This is a genomic window from Anderseniella sp. Alg231-50 (assembly GCF_900149695.1).
Taxonomy (GTDB): domain Bacteria; phylum Pseudomonadota; class Alphaproteobacteria; order Rhizobiales; family Aestuariivirgaceae; genus Anderseniella.
The window spans coordinates 677,069-693,183 of the sequence record NZ_LT703003.1; the positions used below are offsets into that span (position 1 = coordinate 677,069).

The 16,115-nt window shown below is 57.8% G+C and carries 16 protein-coding genes; 15 read left to right on the forward strand and 1 reads right to left on the reverse strand.

Annotated elements, in window-relative coordinates:
- Complete coding sequence (locus DHN55_RS03285; RefSeq protein WP_108879952.1) at positions 1-243, forward strand: hypothetical protein; 243 nt, start codon at positions 1-3, stop codon at positions 241-243.
- A gap of 56 nt (positions 244-299) precedes the next feature.
- On the opposite strand, the gene DHN55_RS03290 is transcribed toward DHN55_RS03285, so the two are convergent.
- Entirely contained in the window at positions 300-1,310 is a 1,011-nt protein-coding gene (locus tag DHN55_RS03290) for a dihydropteroate synthase (RefSeq protein WP_337659870.1), read from the reverse strand.
- Positions 1,311-1,607: 297 nt separating this feature from the next.
- Here DHN55_RS03290 and DHN55_RS03295 point away from each other — a divergent pair, with 297 nt between their 5' ends.
- The 14 genes from DHN55_RS03295 to DHN55_RS03360 all read left to right on the forward strand — a co-directional run bounded on the left by DHN55_RS03295 (position 1,608) and on the right by DHN55_RS03360 (position 16,054).
- The gene (locus tag DHN55_RS03295) at positions 1,608-3,704 is read left to right on the forward strand and encodes a molybdopterin-containing oxidoreductase family protein (RefSeq protein WP_337659871.1); all 2,097 of its coding nucleotides are present in this window, start codon (positions 1,608-1,610) and stop codon (positions 3,702-3,704) included.
- A gap of 15 nt (positions 3,705-3,719) precedes the next feature.
- The gene (locus DHN55_RS03300; protein WP_108879955.1) at positions 3,720-4,286 is read left to right on the forward strand and encodes a 4Fe-4S dicluster domain-containing protein; all 567 of its coding nucleotides are present in this window, start codon (positions 3,720-3,722) and stop codon (positions 4,284-4,286) included.
- Entirely contained in the window at positions 4,283-4,975 is a 693-nt protein-coding gene (locus tag DHN55_RS03305; protein WP_108879956.1) for a hemopexin repeat-containing protein, read from the forward strand. The genes DHN55_RS03300 and DHN55_RS03305 overlap by 4 nt, the downstream gene beginning before the upstream one ends.
- Positions 4,976-5,050: 75 nt before the next feature.
- On the forward strand, positions 5,051-5,365 hold the full coding sequence (locus DHN55_RS03310; protein ID WP_337659872.1) for an ArsR/SmtB family transcription factor: 315 nt from the start codon (positions 5,051-5,053) through the stop codon (positions 5,363-5,365).
- A gap of 18 nt (positions 5,366-5,383) precedes the next feature.
- On the forward strand, positions 5,384-5,746 hold the full coding sequence (gene arsD, locus DHN55_RS03315; RefSeq protein ID WP_108879958.1) for an arsenite efflux transporter metallochaperone ArsD: 363 nt from the start codon (positions 5,384-5,386) through the stop codon (positions 5,744-5,746).
- Between the two features lie 8 nt (positions 5,747-5,754).
- Positions 5,755-7,494 carry an arsenical pump-driving ATPase gene (gene arsA / locus DHN55_RS03320; RefSeq protein WP_108879959.1) on the forward strand — a complete coding sequence of 580 codons (1,740 nt, stop codon included), beginning with the start codon at positions 5,755-5,757 and terminating at the stop codon, positions 7,492-7,494.
- Between the two features lie 319 nt (positions 7,495-7,813).
- Positions 7,814-8,683, forward strand: a complete 870-nt coding sequence (locus DHN55_RS03325) for an ABC transporter permease subunit (protein WP_108879960.1) — start codon at positions 7,814-7,816, stop codon at positions 8,681-8,683.
- 5 nt (positions 8,684-8,688) lie between these two features.
- Entirely contained in the window at positions 8,689-9,771 is a 1,083-nt protein-coding gene (locus DHN55_RS03330; protein ID WP_337659873.1) for a branched-chain amino acid ABC transporter permease, read from the forward strand.
- Complete coding sequence (locus tag DHN55_RS03335; protein ID WP_108879962.1) at positions 9,768-10,538, forward strand: ATP-binding cassette domain-containing protein; 771 nt, start codon at positions 9,768-9,770, stop codon at positions 10,536-10,538. The genes DHN55_RS03330 and DHN55_RS03335 overlap by 4 nt, the downstream gene beginning before the upstream one ends.
- Positions 10,535-11,251, forward strand: a complete 717-nt coding sequence (locus tag DHN55_RS03340; protein ID WP_108879963.1) for an ATP-binding cassette domain-containing protein — start codon at positions 10,535-10,537, stop codon at positions 11,249-11,251. The genes DHN55_RS03335 and DHN55_RS03340 overlap by 4 nt, the downstream gene beginning before the upstream one ends.
- Positions 11,252-11,314: 63 nt before the next feature.
- A complete protein-coding gene (locus tag DHN55_RS03345; RefSeq protein WP_108879964.1) occupies positions 11,315-12,502 on the forward strand; it encodes an ABC transporter substrate-binding protein in 1,188 nt (395 codons plus the stop codon).
- Between the two features lie 176 nt (positions 12,503-12,678).
- The gene (locus tag DHN55_RS03350; protein ID WP_108879965.1) at positions 12,679-14,067 is read left to right on the forward strand and encodes a uroporphyrinogen decarboxylase family protein; all 1,389 of its coding nucleotides are present in this window, start codon (positions 12,679-12,681) and stop codon (positions 14,065-14,067) included.
- 18 nt (positions 14,068-14,085) lie between these two features.
- On the forward strand, positions 14,086-14,922 hold the full coding sequence (locus tag DHN55_RS03355; protein ID WP_108879966.1) for a cobalamin-dependent protein: 837 nt from the start codon (positions 14,086-14,088) through the stop codon (positions 14,920-14,922).
- A 1-nt stretch (position 14,923) separates the two neighbouring features.
- Positions 14,924-16,054, forward strand: coding sequence for a hypothetical protein (locus tag DHN55_RS03360; protein ID WP_108879967.1), 1,131 nt, complete (start codon positions 14,924-14,926; stop codon positions 16,052-16,054).
- Positions 16,055-16,115: the final 61 nt, after the last annotated feature.

Here is a 16,115-nt window from a genome sequence, read left to right on the forward strand (position 1 = left end):
ATGAGCCGGGATCTGACCAAGGAAGAGCAACAGAAGTTTGCGGACATGTATGGCACGGGCACAAAGTGTGTTTCGTGCGGCAATCAGGATGTCATCGTCAAGATCTGGGAAAAGCACGGAACCAATGCGGCTGAAATCGGTGGCGATATCAGCCCGAGCGGCATTGTCGGCGCACTTGTTACCTGCGACGCCTGTGATCACGCGGAGACGGTGGCGCGAGCGAGGTTGCTGGAGGCCGGCTGAAAAAATTGCGGCGACCACACGGGCCGCCGCAAGTCTCTGCAATACAGTGATTACACTCAGGCCGCAGCCTGGCCCCTGACATATTTCAGGTATTTCAAGCCGTACTCGTCTTCTGCCGTCATGACGGCTGCGGCTCTTTCATACTCGGCCTGATCAACTGGCGGCTTCAGGATTTCCTCCAGCGGATTCATCAACGGGTCGATCATAAGCGCATCGCATCCTGCATCCATGCACAGGCGAATGAAGGCGTCGTTCAGCAGCTTGCGCCGGGGCAGTCCGAAGGAGACGTTGGACAGGCCTCCAAAAATGCGGACGTCGGGATACTTCTCACGCAGGCCTTTGACCGCATTCAGGAAATGCACGCCGAAGTGCGGCCCTGCCCCGACCGGGAAGACCAGCGGATCAAGAAACCGGTCGCGCACGGGAACACCCTTTTCATCCATCATTGCCATCAGCTTGGTCAGGTTCGCAATACGCTCATGTTCATCCTGCGGCATGCCGGAATCACCTGATCCATTGGCGAAAATCAGGGCGCCGGCTTCCTTTCCGATGTCGATGACGACATCGCGGCCAGCTTCCAGGCTGACCGAATTGATGGCCGGGCGCGACAGCGACATGTCGTAGACTTCCAGACCGGCGCGCAATGTGTCGGGGTCTGAACTGTCGACGGCAAAGGAAACCTCCGGGCAAATCTTCTGGGCGGTCTTGACGATCCAGCGCATGAATTCGTGGCGCTCTTCCGGGTACACCGACAACTCGTCCACACACAGGTCGATAATGTGGGAACCGGCATTGACCTGCGCCTTGATGGCCCAGGTGAGAAAATCCATCTCCTGATCCTTGACGCCCTGACGGATATGGCCGATGCGGGCCGAGCGAACCTGCTTTTCGTCTTCAGGGTACTGTTCCGTGACGTCGAGAAACCCGTCACCGCCATCCAGCGCCGGATAGCGCCAGAAAACCTTGCCGTCCTTCTTCACGATGTTCTTGGAATCGGCTCGAATGCGACGTGTCGTATTGATGTTCTCACCGATTACAATCGGGTTTTCGTCTTCAAAATTCAGCATGTTAACCTCGTTGAGCGCAGCGCAAGCACGTCGCATATCCTGTTGCCCGCACGGGTCACCCAACGAGCTGTGCCGAAACCCTAGCAGCATGTTTCAAGGCCGATCATACCGACTGTGAAGGGGGGGTATTCGCTGCGTGTGTGACCACCATATGCGTGAGCGTATACGGTTAACCTGTCACCGGCCCTGAGCCTGTCTCCGGTTCCTCGGCCCCGGGCCGGTCATGCAACGAATTTCGGACACGGGGGGTGAACCGAAACTGAACACCATTGGGAGGTTGCTGTGTCAAATCCGGGCGTGAAGTTATCAGACCGCATAGCGAAAATTAAGGACGCGAAACTCGTCAAGAGTTTCTGCTACTCGTGCCCGTGGAATTGCCCAACCGAGGTTTATGTCCGCGACAACAAGGTCGTTTATGTCAAAGGCAATGAAGACGCGCCCAACAACATCGGTACCCGTTGCTCGAAGGGCATGGCCAGCTGGTGGATGACGCAGGATCCCGACAGGCTGAAGTACCCGATGCTGCGCACCAATGCCAAAGGCCAGCACGGCGAGTTCAAGCGCATTTCGTGGGATGAAGCCTTCACCTTCATTGCCGACAAGCTGAAATCAATCGCGGAAAAACACGGGCCCGAGGCGGTCGCGCTAACCTGCCACCATGATCCCAACACCCAGTTTTACCGCCACCTTCTCGGCGATCTCTACGGCTCGCCGAACATGTATACGCACACGTCGGGATGTGAAATGGACCGCCGGTCTGCCTGCCTGACCCTGTTCGGCCACGTATTCCCCATGCACGACTTCGCCAATTCCAAGTACATCGTGCTTTGGGGCATGAACATGCTCGGCGCCAACCAGGGGTTGTTTGAAAGCCGTGCCGTGCTCGAGGCGAAAAAACGTGGCGCCAAGATTATTGTGATCGATCCCTCGTTCACCGAAACCGCGCAAAAGGCAAATGAATGGATCCCGATCAATCCGGGCACCGACGGTGCCATGGCCCTGGCCATGTGCCAGCACATCATTGCCAAGGGGTTGCATGACAAGGAGTTCGTCAAAAAATACTGTGAAGGGTTCGACGGGTTCCGCGACCACCTGAAAGACAATGGCTACACCCCGGAGTGGGCGGCGGAAATTTGTGGCGTCGACGCTGAAACCATAAAGCGCCTGGCGCGTGAGTTTGCCACCACGAAACCCGCCATGTCAGCCATTTTCAAAGGCTCCGGATATTATACCAATGGCAATGATGCCGGCAGGGCGTGCTATATTCTGGATGCGATTTGCGGCCAGGTGGACGGCCCAGGCAACCTGCACCTGAAAGACTGGGCGCCGGTCGGCCTGCCACTTGATATTCCGGAAAAGGCCAAGCGCAAGCCCAAAAAAGAGCCGCTGCATGCGGCCATGGGATACCCAATCGCGCCGGACCTGCCCAACGCCCAGTTGCCAAAGGCGGTGATCGACGGCGATCCCTATCCGGTCAAGGCGTTGTTCGTGCAGTCCACCAACCCGGTGATGAGCGATCCTGATCGCGACAAGATGCTTGAAATGTTCAAGAACCTCGAGCTGGCCGTGGCGTGTGAAGTGCTGATGAGCGAAACCGCCCTTGAATGTGACATCGTGCTGCCGGAGACGTCGTTTTACGAAATGGCGGAGGTTCGCCAGGGGCTTTGGCTGGGTGCCGAAGCGATCATCTGCCAGCCGGCCATCGAGCCGATCGGTGAATCCAAACCGCCTTACGAGATTGCCAAGGGGATTGCCCAGAAGATGGGATGGGGTGAACATTTCGCCTTTGAACACTGGGAAGACTGGGCCAAAACCGCCACGGCCGATTTGCCCGGCGGGCTGGAAAAACTGAAAGAGCTCGGGTTCTGGGCGCAGCCGCCCAAATTCAACAAGCTGCCTGACTGCCTGGCGACCAAGACGGGCAAGATCGAAATCTTTTCCCATGCCTATGCGGATGCCGGCTTCAATGCCTATCCCGAATACACCGAGCGCAGCGTGCTGCCGGATGACGACTATCCGTTGCAGGTGACGCATTCAAAACTGTCGATGCACTGCAATATCGTGACGCAGAACAACCCGTTGCTGATGGAAATCTGTCCGGAAAACTGGGTTGAAATCAACGCCAGCGACGCCGCGAAATACGCCATCGAAGATGACCAGATGGTCGTCATCGAAAGCCCCAAGGACAATATCACCATCCGCGCCAAGGTCGTGCAGGGACTGGTTCCGGGCGCCGTGTCGATACGGCATGGCCATGGCTTTGGCCATTGGGCAATGGGATCTGTTGCAAAGGGCAAAGGTGCCCATTCCAACAATCTGATGGAAATTCACACCAACCCGGTAACCGGCGCCAATTGCTACAACGAATGCAAGGTCCGGGTGCGCCCGGCCTGAATCAGGAGCTGACACATGCAACATGGATTCTATTTCGCAGCCGAGCTTTGCGTCAAATGTCACGCCTGTGAGATCGCCTGCAAGACCTGGAACGAGGTTGAGGTTGGCCCGAGATGGCGGGAGGTGGTCAAGGTCGAAACCGGAGAGTTTCCGGATGTCCAGGCAATGAACGTTTCCATGGCCTGCATGCATTGCGGAGATGCACCCTGCCAGACTGCGTGTCCAGTGGGCGCAATCAGCAAGCGCGGTGAAGACGGCATTGTTCTGGTCGACCCCAGCGTGTGCATTGGTTGCGGTTTCTGTGCCTGGGCCTGCCCGTTCAATGCACCACAGCTGACGGCGATGGCCGGCAAGATGGAAAAATGCAATTTCTGCCAGACGCCGGGCAGCGAACGCCCGCACGACATGCCGCGCGCCTGCGAGGAAGTGTGTCCGACCGGGGCCATCAAGTCAGGATCACTTGCCGAGCTGGCGCAGCAGAACCGCAGGAAGGTTGCCGGAAAACTGGGCGGTAGCCAGGGCATGCAAGGCTTTCCGGGAGTGGTTGTTGACGGTGCCGACCGTTTCGGCGGGAACAAATGATCGGACCATTGGCGGCAGTTCATGTCGACTGGACCGGATCGGCCAAAACCGGGCCGGCACATGCGTTGTATTTCTTCAAGAAGCGCCAGTACATCCGCTGGGATATCGAAAAAGAACAGGTGTGGCCGGACTACCCTATGGAAATTGCCGAAGGCTGGCCCGGTCTGCAGGATCATTTTCCAGGCTCTGATCTTTGCGGCGCCATCCATGTCCCGGGCTGGCACAACAAGATCTGGTTTTTCTTTCAGGGCCAGGACAGCGTTGTCGGCTGGGACGTGAAAACCAACAAGGTCGATGAAGCAACAACGCCGGTTGGCACTCTTTTGCCGTGCGCGGCAAGCTCCGGCGGCCCGTTTGCGCCGATCTATGTGGATCGTGGTGACAGCCAGACCGTCTATGTGTTTCGCGGCGATGAATACACGCGCTTCACCGTTGCGGACGGCGCACTGCCAACGAAAAGCGACGACGGATATCCGCGAAAAATCGGGCAAGGCTGGACCGGCGGTCTGACCGTTGCTCCACTGTGCGGTGTCAGCGTGAACTGGCCCAACAGAAGTTCCGCCCTGAAAAACAACAAGCTGTATTTCTTCCTGGGCGATCTCTACACCCGGTGGGATATCGGCACGCATTCCAACAACTACCGCCTGGACATTCCCGCCGGGTGGGTTGGCTGGCCTGAGTTTGAATAGATCCGAACAGACCAGTGGTCACTTGACTCCGCTCGATATCTCGATAACTCTAAAGATATGGAGAAAACGACTGTATTGAATCGACTCGCTGCTCTTTCGCAGGAAACCCGCCTGGACATTCTTAGATATCTGGTGCGCATGGGACCTGATGGTGCAATCGCCGGGCGAATTGGCGAGGAGCTTGGGCAAGGATCGGCGACACTGGCCTTTCATCTGAACATCCTGACGGCGGCAGGCCTGCTGATGCGTGAAAAACGCGGCCGTCAGAACCTGTACCGGGCAAATATCAGCGCGGTTTATGCGCTGAGTGCCTACCTGCTGGAAAATTGCTGTGCCGGGGCGGAAGAGGAATCCGCCGACACCCCGGCATCATTTGTCAACCAAGCCTGAGAGGAAGGAACCCCCATCATGGCAAATATCAGAGTTTACGACCCCGCCCAGTGCTGTTCGACCGGCGTTTGCGGCCCCGATGCGGACGAAGCCATTGCACAGTTTTCCAGCGCCCTGGAAAAAGCCCGGAAATCCGGCGTATCCGTAGATCGTTTCACCCTCGGCCACCAGCCGGGAGAATATGTAAAGAACACCACTGTGAAATCGCTCCTGGACAGCGAAGGCGTGGATTGCCTGCCGATCGTTTTTGTCGGAGATGAAGTCCTGTCCAAGGGCGATTATCCCGGGCGGGCGGAGTTGCTTGCGTCGGTTGGCATCAAGGATGACGGCGCACAGGCTGCATCGGACACTGACAAAACCGCCAGCAGCTGTTGCGGATAGGACAAAACATGACATTCCTGGAAAAAACGACGCCCAACCTGTTCTTCACCGGCAAGGGCGGGGTCGGCAAGACATCGACAAGTTGTGCGGCAGGCGTCCGCCTGGCCGGTGACGGCAAAAAGGTGCTTCTGGTCTCGACCGATCCGGCATCCAACCTGGAAGAGGTTTTTGACCAGTCGATCGGTGGCGAGCCGACAGAGATTGCCACAGCGCCTGGCCTTTTCGCCCTGAACGTTGATCCCGAGGCCGCTGCTGAAGCTTATCGCGAAAAACTGATCGGGCCGTATCGCGGCATCCTGCCTGAAACTGCAATTGCTGCGATGGAAGAGCAGATGGCGGGGGCCTGCACAGTTGAAATCGCGGCCTTCAATGAATTCGCCCGCCTGCTTGGGGATCCGGACGCGATTGCCGGATTTGACCACGTCATTTTCGACACGGCGCCAACCGGGCATACGCTGCGCCTGCTGACCCTGCCGACGGCATGGTCGGGGTTCATTGAAAATGCCAGCGCGGGCACGTCCTGCCTCGGTCCGCTGCAGGGTCTGGTTGAACAGCGCGACCTGTACGCATCGACGGTTGATGCATTGTCGGATTCAGCCAAGACAACTGTGGTCCTGGTTTCACGCCCGGAACAGTCGGCGCTGGCGGAAGCGGCTCGGACCGCAGAAGAGTTTCTGGATCTCGACATCACCAATCAGCAACTCGTGGTGAACGGGGTGTTCAAGGCAAATGACAGGTCTGATGCAATTGCGGTCGGCCTTGAGGCACGGGGCCAGGAGGCCCTTGAATCCGTTCCGGACGCCCTGGCCAAACTGCCTCGCATCGATCTGCCGCTGCGTCCGCGCCAGGTTGTGGGCATGGAGGCATTGAAAGCCTTCTTCATCCCCGAATTCGAGCTGCCTGAGATTGCAGCGCAAGCCCCCGACATTGGCGGCTGGTCGAGCTTCGACGAGCTCGTAGACAAGCTTGATGGCGACGGTGGGGTCATCATGACGATGGGCAAGGGCGGTGTTGGAAAAACGACCATCGCAGCAGAGATCGCCCGGGAGCTGGCCAATCGCGGGCGCAAGGTATTGCTGACCACGACCGATCCGGCAGCCCATGTTGCGGACGCTGCCGGCGATGTACCGGCAAACCTCAAGGTGTCGCGTATTGATCCCGAAGAGGAGGTGGCCAATTACCGTGAGCGGGTCCTGGCAACCACAGGCAAAAACCTGGATGCGGACGGCCTGGCCCTGCTGGAAGAAGACCTGGCATCGCCGTGCACCGAGGAGATCGCCGTGTTCCAGGCTTTCGCGGAAACCGTGAACGAGGCAACAGACCGGATCGTCGTCATGGACACGGCGCCGACCGGCCATACGATCCTGTTGCTGGATGCTGCGCAATCCTACCACAAGGAGGTCAGCCGTCAGGCCAAGTCGGTGTCGGATTCTGTCCTGAAGCTGCTGCCGCGGCTTCGCGACGGCGACTTCACCCGGATTGTCCTGTGCGCCCTGCCGGAGGCGACGCCTGTGCATGAGGCAGGACAGCTGCAGTCCGATCTGCGGCGTGCTGGCATTGAACCGTTTGCGTGGGTCGCCAATCAATCCCTGTCGCCGCTTGCCGTGACCGACCCGGTTCTTGTCGCCAGGCGCGCGCAGGAAAACCGGTACCTCACTGAAATACAGAACGAGCAGTCGACCTATCCGGTGCTGATTGAACTGAAAACAACAATGCCTGCGCAAAGCGAGTTGCGTCAATCAGCCTGAACAGGTCTGACAGGTAATGACAGGGGCGGAAAACTTCCGCCCCTTTTTTTGTGCGCTCGCTACACCTCGCGTGCCATTCCGGCCCGGATTTCCGCCAAATATGAGAACGCTCCCAATTTCCCTCCGCCCGCGAGACATCGTCATTGCAGGAATTTGAAAGGGGGGGCCGATTCTGGGGAATGCAACCTTTGGCAACTTAGCGGCACTTTTTCCAGATGCTTTGGATACTGAACTGAAGAGTTCCAACGAAGACTGACTGGTCTGAAGTCCAAAGCCTGACTGACCCGCAAAAGCGGGCAGCAAAAATTTGGGAGGAACCATGCTAGGCCAGCAGATATTGAGCGGGCTTGCGACGGGGAGCCTTTATGCCCTTACGGCGATCGCAGTGGTTGTCGTGTTTCGCAACACAAGAACCATCAATCTCGCGCAAGGCGACTTTGCAATGATCGGCGCATTCCTGGGGATCATTTTCCTCAAGGAATGGGGCTTGAATTATTTCGCCATGCTGCTGCTGGTGGTGGCTTCCTGCATGTTCCTCGGCGCGTTCGTTGAACGTGTCATCATGCGGCCGGTCGCTGACTCAGACTGGCTGACGCTCTTCACCACGACAATCGGCGTCTACTATATCCTGCATGGCTTTGCCGGATGGATATGGGGACGCGACACCAAGGCATTTCCGGTCAACTTCGATCCGACACCGGTGGAATTGTTCGGCGCATTGGTCAGCAAGGGACACCTGTACAATATGGGAGTTGCCCTGCTGATCGGCGGGGTGCTGTGGTGGTTCTTCACCAAAACCAAGCAAGGTATCGCCATGCGCGCGGTCACCGATGATCCCGAGACAGCCCACCTGATGGGAATTCCGGTGAAGTTCATCGTGACGCTGACCTGGTGCATGGCAGGCGCGATCGCAGGTTTCATCGGCGTCCTGATGGCACCGATCATCTATGTGTCGCCTGAAATGATGGACGAGATTTTGATCAAGGGCTACGTGGCAGCCGTGTTCGGCGGACTGTATTCCTTCCGCGGGGCCGTGATCGGAGCGCTGATGATCGGCGTCGCTGAAAACCTCGCCGGCGGCTATCTGGGCAGCCACTACAAGACCTCGGTGGCCTTCATAATGATTGTCGTGCTGCTGGCCTTCCGCCCGCAGGGCCTGATGGGCATTCAACAACGGCGTGAGATTTGATGGTCATGGATGCTCACAGGGACAAAACCTCCGACGCTCAATCCGGTCAGGACACCATTGCCCGCAGCAGGACCCAGGCCGTCAAGGACCTGAAACGCCGTTTCATGCGCAACGACATCCTGTTTTCGGCAGCGTTCTTCGTGGCCATGCTGGCTGCCCCGCTGTTTCCGGACGTCAAAGGCTGGATGCTGAGCCAGGCGTCGCTGGTGATCATATACATCATTGCCGCGCTGGGGGTTCTGGTCCTCGTCGGGTTCACCGGGCTGGTCTCGGTGGGGCACGGAGGCTTCCTGGCGATCGGCGCCTATACATCGGCGCTGCTGACACTGCATCTGCACGTTGACCTCGTAATCGGCATCCTGGCCGGCATGGCGATGGCAGGGGCTATCGGGGCGGTGCTGGCGCTGATCTTCCTGCGCCTGTCCGGGGCCTTCATGGCAATCGGCACACTTGGGTTCGCCTTCTTTGTCGGGACCATCCTCAACAATGTTCCTTTCTTCCAGGGCCGCGACGGCATTCTGCTGGAAGCAAACCATGTTCTGGGGATAGAGATCGGCGATCACGGCTTCTACTATGTCTCGACGGTATGCCTGATACTGGTGACACTGTTCGTGTTCGCGCTGTCGAACTCGGGAACCGGGCGCGCCTTCATGGCGTTGAGGGATGCGGAAAAGGCGGCCATGTCCAGCGGCGTGAACCGCCTCAAGTACCGCACGCTTGCCTTCACCCTGAGCGCGGCAATCACCGGCATTGCGGGGGCATTGAACGCGCATGTGGTGAACTATGTGTCGGCAGAGGTTTTTGCCGACATCTGGTACTCCGTCGACATTCTGATGGCTGTTGTCGTCGGCGGTTCGACGATCATTTTCGGACCGTTCCTGGGCGGTTTCTTCGTTGTGATGTTGCCGTTTTTCTTTGAACAACTTGCTGATTTCTCCTTCATCCTGAAAGGCGTCGTGCTGATCCTCGTGTTGCGCTTTGCACCGGCCGGCATCATGGAACTGCTCGTCAGACCCCTCAAGAATGCGCGCCGCCGCCTGTTGCGAAAGACAGGTGGGTCCATGGCTGCAGAGGAGGCCGGGCAATGAGCGAACATCTGCGCTGCGAAGGCATTCAGGTCAGCTTTGGCGGGGTTGTTGCGTGCAATGACATCTCGCTGACGGTCGAAAAGGGAAAGATCGTGGGCCTGATCGGCCCCAACGGGGCCGGCAAGACAACCCTGTTCAACGTACTGACACGGTTCCAGCCCTACGCGGCCGGATCGGTGTTCCACAACGGCGAAAACATCGACGCGCTGCGGCCCCATGAAATGGTCCACCGCGGCCTGGCCCGCACTTTTCAGAACATCAACCTGTTCAAGGACCAGACCACGTTGCGCAATATCATGACGGGCGGGCATTCGCTGATGGGCGATCCGATCCAGGCCATGTTCTGGACCCCGTCGGCGCGGCAGAAGGAACACGAGATCGAAGAACGCGCGCTGGAAATAGCAGAAACCCTCAACCTGACCGCAGAGCTGGAAAACGAGGTCGGCAACCTGCCCTACGGCTATCAGAAACGCGTCGAGCTGGGCCGGGCGCTGGCCTCCAAGCCATCAATCCTGCTGCTCGATGAACCGGTGGCCGGCTGCAACGATGATGAAACCGCAGAACTTCAGGAAATCATTCGCAAGGTGAACACCGAACTGGGCGTTTCGGTGCTTCTGGTCGAACACGACATGAAGATGGTCATGAAGGTGTGTGACTACCTTTACGTCATCAATTTCGGCGCCAATCTCGCAGAAGGAACCCCGGAGGAAATCCGCAAGAACCCGGAAGTGATCAAGGCTTATCTGGGCGAGGAGGAACACGTATGAGTTCTCTGCAAGTCGAAGGCCTGAAAGCGAATTACGGCCCGATAACCGCCCTCAAGGATGTTTCGATCGAAGTGCCCCAGAAAAGCATCGTGGCACTTCTGGGCGCCAACGGGGCGGGCAAGTCAACGACACTGAAATGCATCTCAGGGGTGGTCAAACCCGCCGGAGGATCGATCCAGTGGGACGGCACGGCCATCACCGGCCAGACACCGAATGCGGTAACGCGCAAGGGTATTGCCCAGGTGCCGGAAGGGCGGCGCATCTTCAAGGACCTGTCGGTCACCGACAATCTTGAAATGGGTGCCTACACCCGGTCGGATCGGGCCCAGATCGAGAAGGACCTGGATGACATTTTCGACCTTTTCCCACGTCTCAAGGAAAGGCACACACAGCTTGGCGGCTCGCTGTCCGGCGGCGAACAGCAAATGCTGGCAATCGGACGCGGCCTCATGGCGGCACCGCGGTTGCTGATGCTCGACGAACCGTCCCTCGGGCTCGCGCCCATCGTGGTCTCTCAGATTTTCGAAACCCTGCAAAGGCTTGTCGCGGAACGGGAGCTGACCATCCTGCTGGTTGAACAAAACATGAAAATGGCGCTCAAGGTATCGAGCTACGGATACGTCATGCAATTGGGGAAAGTAATGATCTCCGGCTCTTCAAACGAGCTGGAGGAGAACAAGGAGGTTTATGAAACTTATCTAGGAATCGCCTGATTTTGCCCGCGGACCGGGTAAAGCGGCGCATCGCGCAAATTGCGCTCAACTTGGGAGGAAAACATGAAAAAGTTAGTCAAACCAATGATATACGGCACAGCGATTGCAGCACTCGCAGCAATGGCCACGCCCGCTGTCGCGGAAAACGGACCCGGCATAACAGACGATAGTGTTTTGATTTGCTCGTACCAGCCCATGACCGGAAAAGTGTCCAGCTATTTTCGCATGGGCAAGGGTGCAGATGCATGGTTCAAACACGTCAATGACAATGGCGGCATCAACGGTCGCAAGATCGAATACCGGATGATTGATGACAAGTACGAACCGGCGCGCACGAAAACAGCGGTAAAACGCTTTGTCGAACGCGACGACTGCTTTGCCATTGTTTCACCGCTGGGATCAGCACCGACAAGCGCGGTAATTGACTACATCGTCGACAAGAATGTGCCGCTGATTGGTGCGGGAACGGGCGCTGAAAAGAACCTGACAATCGAAAGCAAATGGGTATTCCCGCTGTATCCAAGCTATTTCACCGAAGGCCAGCAACTGGTGAAATTTACCAAGGAAGTGTTCGGCGCAAAAAAAATCGCGGTCCTGTACCAGAACGACCCGTCCGGCAAGACCCACATAGCGGGCATTGAGTCCGTGCTGAAGTCAGAAGGGGTGGAGGTTGTGGCTTCCGAAGGCTATGAGCCGAAGGAAGTGGACGTGTCATCCCAGGTCATCGCCATGAAGGCATCGGGTGCCGAAGCCGTAATCTGTTCGTGTGCACCGGAGCCGGCAGCCAAGTTCTACACCGAGCGTGCCAAGCTCGGATGGGACGTTCCGGTGGTCAACGTGTTCTTTGGCAAGAGCCCCAAGGTTGCGGAACTGGCCGGAAACGACGCTGTAAACGGCGTGTATTTCGCTACCATTTTCCGGGACTTCGATTCCCCTGCCCCGCAGATTCAGGAATCCAAGGAAATTCTCGCCAAGTACTATCCTGAAGAACAGCCGGACGCGATCCACCTGTGGGGTTTCGCCGGCAGCCAGGTCTTCACTGAAGCACTGCGCCGCATGAGCGACGGCCCGATCACCCGTGATCGCCTTGTCACGACGCTCGAGGGCATCGATGACTGGAAAGACAGTGTGGTGCCAAGCGTCACCATCGGTGAAGGCAATGCGCCAAATCACTTCATCATCAAGGACATGTCCTTCGTGAAGTTCAACAACGGCAAATTCGAAGACTTCACGCCGCCGTGGATGAAATAAACCGACCAGTGGGCGGGGCCGAGCGAGGCCCCGCTCATATCTATGAGTTGCAGGCGCCGGGGGACCGAACTGGCCAACTTCGAGCACCTGGCAGCCGGTGGTAAATTAAAACCTGATGCCCCAGTTCGAGGAGTGACACGCCCGAACTCGGCCACAGACTAAAGCAAGGAGGCAAGATGACAGCGACAATCGGAAGAGCTATCCCGCCTCAACGTCAAAGAACACTGGACGCATTGAACCTGAAAGAACCCGACCGTGTGCCAATCGGTCTGTGGGGTACGGTTGAAGGCTACCAGCATCTTCGTAGAGGCCTGGGAATGGGCTACAACGAGGACTTCAAGAACTATCGAACCGGGTCCACCACGTGGACAACCGACGTAGCGTTCGAGGCTGACCTGGCAGAAAAACTGGACGTTGACTTTGTCCGGGTTTCGATCGGTCCGTCCGGAGGATCGCCGGGGTTCCGTATTCTTGACCTGGATTCAATCCCGGTCCCGCTGCAGGTGCCTTCACCGCCCGATGATGCTGAAATCAACATCGATGAATGGGGTGTGGTGCGGAAATGGACTCCGCACGAAAACGGCGGTTACTACGAAATGATCGGCTATCCGCTGTTCGACGCCACCAGTGCGCCGCTTGAAGAGGGGCTGGAGATATTGCGCGAGTTCCCGTGGCCGGACCCGTGGGACGAGGCGATGTGGCAGGACAGCCCCGTGCCCGGCATGTCGCTGCGCGAATACTGCAAGTACATCAAGGAAGAAACACCGTTTGCCCTGATGGGACAAGGCGGTCGCGGCGGGCTGTTCGAACAGGCAAAGTACATGGTCGGATACGCCAAGATTTTCTCCGACTTCATCGAAAGCCCTGAGTTTCTCGACGCCATGCTGATCAAGCTCGTCGACCTGGAAATCGAGCATAACAAGGCGTTTCTTGCCCAGTGCGGAGAGTATATCGACTGGCTCCGCATGAGCCCGGAAGACCTGGCCTCTGAAAAGACAGCCTTCATGTCCCTGCCGATGTTCGAAAACCAGCTGGTGCCGCATTACAAACGGGCAACGCTTGCCACCAAGGAATTTTATCATACCAAGAATCCGGACGGTAAAATCCAGTTCCACAGCTGCGGTGCCATACCGGAACCGTTCATGCGCCATCTCATTGACTGCGGTGTTGACGGGTACGACTCGATGCCGCCGAAAGTGGCCCGGCATTCGAACCCGGCCGCGAAGAAACGCCAGCTCGGCGACGAAATGTTCTTTTACGGCGGTATCGATGTCCAGGAAACCCTGCCATGGGGAACCGTCGAAGACGTCCGCGCCGAAGTGCGCCAGCGGATTTGGGAAGTTGGCCACGGGGGTGGTTTCCTTCTCAGCTCCTCGCACCGGCTTGAACATGATGTGCCGGTCGAAAACACCCTGGCCATGATCGAGGAAGCTCGTGAATACGGCAAATATCCTCTGCCGGACACACCGCCCCAGGGAGCGGATACCGGTGACGGATATGAGCCCTGGGATCCAAGCCCGAAGAAGAAAAGAAAGCGTCGGCCAAAGCCGACTGCTGCGGCATAATAGCGGGGTATCGACTCAATGCCATTGAAGATTGACACCGAAATCGAATTTGACCTGGAGGATCTCCAGTACGATTTCGAAGACTCCATGGAAACCGACCGCTGGAATGACGCGCCGGCCGAACTGAAGGAACTGTTCCATACGCTGGAGTGGAATATCATCGACGGTGAACACGCCGATACCGTCGGGTTCATCGATACAGCGCTTGGCGGCGACGTCAGCGCCCGGACACTGATCGCGGGGCCCATGGCCACCGGCATTGCCGAGGTCGGGCGCCGGTTCAAGATGGACGAGTACTTCCTGCCGGAAGTGATGATGTCGGCCAAGTGCATGCACGAAGCGCTGGCACGGCTGAAACCGCTGATCCTGGCGGAAAAAAGCGAGGAAGTCGGAACCGTCGTTATCGGCACCGTGCAAGGTGACCTGCACGACATCGGCAAGAAAATCGTCGCCATGATGATGGAAGCCGCCGGGTTCACCGTGCATGACCTGGGCGTGACGGTGCCACCGGAAAAATTCGTGGAAGCCGTCCGCGAACACAATCCGCAGATTGTCGGGTTCTCGGCGCTGCTGACCACCACGATGAACATGCAGTGGGAAACCCTGAAAGTGTTTGCCGCCGAAGGACTGCGCGAGGACCTGAAAGTCTTCGTTGGCGGTGCCCCCATCAGCCAGGCCTGGTGTGACAAGATCGGTGCAGATGCCTACGCCATGGATGCGCTGGTGGCCGTAGACAAGGCCAAGGCCTGCGTGACGCGACTGAAAAACCTGACAGGCGGGGCGGAGGAGCTGCACGAGGCAATGCTGGAAATCGATCGCGAACGTGAGGCCGCAAAAGCAGCAGCGGCTGAGTAAAATGACCCAGCAACCGCCCGATGCAATTCCCAGACCCGGCCGGGTCGGCTTGCGCAGTATCAACTACATCCTGGCAGGGTTGCTGATTGTATTGGGGCTGGCAGGGCAAAGTCATGCCGCCATCGGCTACGCATTGTTCCTGATCGCAACTCTTCTGCTGTTTTCCGGCGTGGTCCTGCTGGCCATCTTCGCGCTGACCAGGTGGTTTGACACGGCAACCCTGAGGCAGGCCTTCACCTGCGCATTCTGGATGGGTGCATGGGCTTACGTGTTCGCCGTTGCGAGCTTCATCGGTTACTATACCCACGAAGCAGCGATGGGCAATGTGCCGCTCAGGTACCTGGTGTTCGGACCGGCCATTCTGGCGGCCATCGTGATCCTGGATGTCGGCATCTATCGCATCATTGTGCAAAGAAACCTGCCGACATTCCGACGTTTCGGGGATCTGTGGAACCGGGACAGCCTGGATCAGGATGCACTGGCGCGCACACTGGTCGATGAAGTTGTCCTGCATCGAACGCTGCTTGCAGTCAGTCCGTTTCGCTGGTTGCGGCATCAACTGATCTTTTGGGGTTTCGGGCTGATGTTTCTGGTCGAGATCGTGGCGGTCGCGTTTCGAGAAGCGTTCCCGGCCTTCGGCTGGACCGACATCTGGCATCAGCCCGACCATCCGCTAAGACTGGCTTTTGATCTGGCCTATGACCTGACAGGCCTGATGCTGCTGGTTGGTTGCGTGCTTGCGCTGGTGTTCCGGGTCATGGTGCACGGCAAGGCCGAGCAAAAATTCACCGACACCCCGACAACAGTTATCCTGCTCGTCGTGACGGTGACCGGCTTCATGCTCGAAGGCGCACGGCTGGGACTTGAACCTGCCGGGTCAGCCACCGCATGGGCATCGTTCGTCGGGCTCGCCTTTATCCCGGTTTCCCCATCCGGAGAGACAGCCATCGAGGCGTTGTGGATCTTTCATGCGCTGGCAGTATGCGGGTTCATTGCCTACATCCCGCTCAAACGCATGATACATTCCTGCGCCACACCAATGGGGCGGTTGGCGAACTCGCAAAAAGGCCTCCTGGCAGACAAGAAAGCGAAAGTCATTGCAGGGTTGAACGGCCGGTTCGGGCGGCATTGACACTTCACGTTTCACACCGAAAAAAACAAAGTTGATGACAAGGCTGCCGAAATGCGGCGTA